4 protein-coding genes and 1 pseudogene are annotated in these 3,369 nt (G+C 71.0%); 1 reads left to right on the plus strand and 4 read right to left on the minus strand.

What is annotated here, in order from left to right:
* From VR44_RS32670 to VR44_RS45505, 4 genes and pseudogenes are all read right to left on the minus strand, one after another.
* A pseudogene (locus VR44_RS32670) lies at window positions 1–228 on the minus strand (HNH endonuclease); the annotation flags it as partial.
* Between the two features lie 536 nt (window positions 229–764).
* A complete protein-coding gene (locus tag VR44_RS32675; RefSeq protein ID WP_045951254.1) occupies window positions 765–1,166 on the minus strand; it encodes a hypothetical protein in 402 nt (133 codons plus the stop codon).
* Window positions 1,167–1,484: 318 nt separating this feature from the next.
* Entirely contained in the window at window positions 1,485–2,087 is a 603-nt protein-coding gene (locus tag VR44_RS32680; RefSeq protein ID WP_045951255.1) for a hypothetical protein, read from the minus strand.
* A gap of 241 nt (window positions 2,088–2,328) precedes the next feature.
* Window positions 2,329–2,499 (minus strand): hypothetical protein, encoded by a 171-nt coding sequence (locus tag VR44_RS45505; RefSeq protein ID WP_157880482.1) that lies wholly within the window; start codon window positions 2,497–2,499, stop codon window positions 2,329–2,331.
* Between the two features lie 82 nt (window positions 2,500–2,581).
* Between VR44_RS45505 and VR44_RS32685 the strand changes: the two genes are divergently transcribed.
* The gene (locus VR44_RS32685; protein ID WP_052713940.1) at window positions 2,582–3,292 is read left to right on the plus strand and encodes a Ku protein; all 711 of its coding nucleotides are present in this window, start codon (window positions 2,582–2,584) and stop codon (window positions 3,290–3,292) included.
* Window positions 3,293–3,369: the final 77 nt, after the last annotated feature.

A 3,369-nucleotide genomic window follows, 5' to 3' on the forward strand; every position in this document is an offset into this window, starting at 1 on the left:
GTTCCAGTGCTTGAAGGCGGTGCGGACGTAGCCGTCGCGGGACTCGGGCGCGGCGGCGATTCGGTCGATGCCCTCGGTCAGTGTCGCGGTCTCCAGCGCGGGCGCGACGGTGAAGGTGGGCTGTGGGCCGCTGGTGCCGTCGGCGGCCTGGGCGGGCGCGGCGGTAGCGAGGAGCGGCAGGGCGGCGAGGGCGAGCGCGGACAAGGCCCGCTTCAAGTTGGTGATCATGCCCGCGTTCTAGCGGCCGGTTCTGGGGTCGGGCGATGGTCTGGTGCGCGGATCACCCGGGTGGGTGTGAGCAATCACCGCAGAAACGCCTCAGCAAGCAGACGGGGCCCGTCGGCGGGCCGCGCTCGGTGGGGCGCTCGCCGGAGACCTCGGTGTGCGCGCCGGAGTGCGGGGACGGGCTCCGGTTCACTCACTCGGGTGAATCGGGGGGCTGTGGGGGGAGAAGTGCGCGGTGGGGTGCGTCAGGGGGGCGAGGACGCGTTCACGCCGACCGTGTCCCGCCAAGTAGATGGAGAACCACTACGTCGTCCTTGGAGTGGATCGGGGATGTCCCGGCCGCCGTGAGCGCGGTGCATCTTCCTTGATCGGGGGTTACACCGAACGATTTACAGTCCCCGATGAGGACGAACGAGGACTACTACTACTCCCTCCACCCGCCGCGGACGGAGCCCGGCAGAGATACGAGGCCGGCTCACACGGGCGCGCAGGGTACGCCCCTGTCCGCATCGGAGGCTGGACCGAGCCGGTGCCGAGCCCTACCAGGCGTGGGCTGGGCATGGCTGGAAGATGGGTGGGTCCTCAAACAACTCCCGCTGTGCGTCGTAGACCGCGTTCCAGAGCTCGGGCTCGTACGCGTACACGACCACCGGCTCCTCAGCGCTCATCCCGCCTTCGGCGGTGTCGAAGTACGGAAACCGGTGCCGTGCAGCGGCAACTCGCGGATCGGTGCCGGGCATGAACGCGACCGCCGGGTTCACCCATACCCGCACCATCCCGTCGACGTCACCGTCCAGCGCCAGGAACTCGTGCTCCACCAGCCAAGCGATCTCGGTCCGCACGTACTCGACACTTACCCCTGCCTTCTGCGCTGTCTCGGAGACGTCGACGAGAACGGGTCCGTCCTTATCAAGGCCCCAAGAGACCAGCTGCAGAATCATGAACGTGTCCGGCCACTTCCTGCGCGGGACCGTGCCCCGCAGTTGGTGCCGACGCAGGAAACTGGCCGCCAGGGCACCAGGGCCAGCCGTGACGCCCTGGTCGCATCCGCAGGAACTCATGACCCACAACCAACCGCAGCCAGGCCGTGAAGCACCACCGCCGTTCGGGCGGCAGCCCCAGCAATTCCGACAGCCCAGTCAGCCGACGCCACTCCAATGAGATCCGGGCCAGCGAGCGGGGACCGATGACCGGCCACGACCCAGCGCACCGGCCGGCCTTCGTCATCCTCGCTGCGGCACCGGCCCGCGGGCAGGGGCCTACTGGTAGCGGTTCCAGCCGCCGAATCGGGCCAGCAGGGCGCGGGTCTCGTCAATGTTCAGGCCGAGGGCGGCTGCTACCTTCTCTGGGGCCTGGGCGCGGGCTTCGTGGGCAGGCCAGTGGGCGGTGCGTGAGGCGATGATCTCCAGTTCGCGGGCGGCCTTGACCGCGGCGACCGGCGAGTCCTCGCCGAGCCTCTCGATCGCGGCCGTGACGCCCTCCAGCAAGGCGAGCAGGTCGGCAGGCAGAGGGACCGTGGTTTCGCCTACGGCGATGGTGTGCTTGTCCCAGTCGTCCAGGCACTGCCCGGCTGTCCTGTCTCCGTGCTCGCGGAAGCGGAGGTCGCCGGCTGCCTCCCAGTCCACCGTGTGGGACTCCCCCGTCCAGCCGCACGTGCACTCCGCGCGCAGAGCGTGTGCCCGGGGCCGCTGGGGGTAGTCGGAGCCGTCGTAGACGCTCCAGTGCCGCACCGTCTCCCCGATACTGGAGTTCCCGTCGAAGTACACCGGCTTCGGCGTCGTCCCGTCGGCGAGGAGTACCGCGACCCGCCCCTCGTGCGACCGGCCGTACTCCTCACTCGTCCACGTCTCGTCCCTGGCCACGCATTCCCTCCCGCGTCCGAGGCCCGCGCCATCGCCAGCCCTGCACCGACGATTTCGCACCCCGGGCCACGCTGTCCGCAGAACAGCAGAATTGCCGGCCGCGGGGTGGCGCGCGGGTGGGTCTCAGACGGTCGGCACGGAGACCGACCTGGGCGGAGCAGCCGAGCGGGGTGGCGGCGGCCCGGGGCAGAGGGTGGGCCCCGCCATCGCGGAGGCCCGCCGGCAGGGCATGCCTGGTGAGTCAGAGCGGGCGGCCGTCGCAGTCGAAGAGGTCGCCCCCGGCGTCGAGGTGGGGTTCGATGCACTCGGCGTGCGCCTCGACGGTTCCGTCGGCGTAGCGCTGGAGGAGGACACCTGCGTGGGCCGCGGCCTCAGCGACCGACCCGTAGGGCTCCTCGCCCCGGGCCGTCATCCCGTTCCGGGCCGTGGCCGAGGCATCTCGGGGCCGGGCCGGCGTTGCCGGTGGGCTTCGTCGACCTGGACACGTCGACCCGGTGTTCTTCGACAAGACGTACTTCCTCGGGCCCCGGGGAGTCCAGTACGGGAAGGTCTACGCCCTCCTGGAGCGCGCCCTGGCCGAGTCGAACAAAGCCGGCATCGCCACCTTCGTAATGCGCGGGCGGGAGTGCCTGGTCGCCCTGAAGGCGGAGGAGGCCGAGGGCCTGCTCACCCTCCACACACTGCACTGGGCCGACGAGCTGCGCGATCCGCACGCCGAGGTGCCCCACCTGCCGGGGAAGGTCGAGGCGACGGCGGCGGAGGTGAAGATGGCCATGCAGCTGATCGACGCCCTGGCCATGGAGTGGGAGCCGGAGGCCTTCCACGACTCCTTCCGCGAGAAGGTCGAAGCCCTGGTGAAGGCGAAGGCGGCCGGGCAGACGGTGGAGAAGGCCGAGCCGGAGGCGGAGCCGACCGGTGCCGTCGACCTCATGGAGGCCCTGCGCGCCAGCGTCGAGCGGGCCCAAAGCCCCAAGGACACCGGCGACAAGGCCACCTCGCCCGGCTCCCGGGCGGCGGGCGGGAAGAAGGCGCCGGCCGCGAAGAAGCGGGCGCGCTCCGGACCGGCGGCCAAGGGCCGGGAGCTGATGGCGCTGACGAAGGCGGAGCTGTACGAGAAGGCGGCCGCGGCCGGCATCCCGGGCCGCTCGTCCATGAACCACAACCAGCTCGCAGAGGCGCTCTCCCACCCGGGCCGCAGGAAATGACCCAGGGGGTTCGGCTCCAGGCTCCTGCCTGAGGTGGCCGGTGACGGCGATCGGCGCCGTCACCGGCTCTACACGCG

The organism is Streptomyces katrae (assembly GCF_000966975.1).
GTDB classification, from domain to species: Bacteria; Actinomycetota; Actinomycetes; order Streptomycetales; family Streptomycetaceae; genus Streptomyces; species Streptomyces katrae.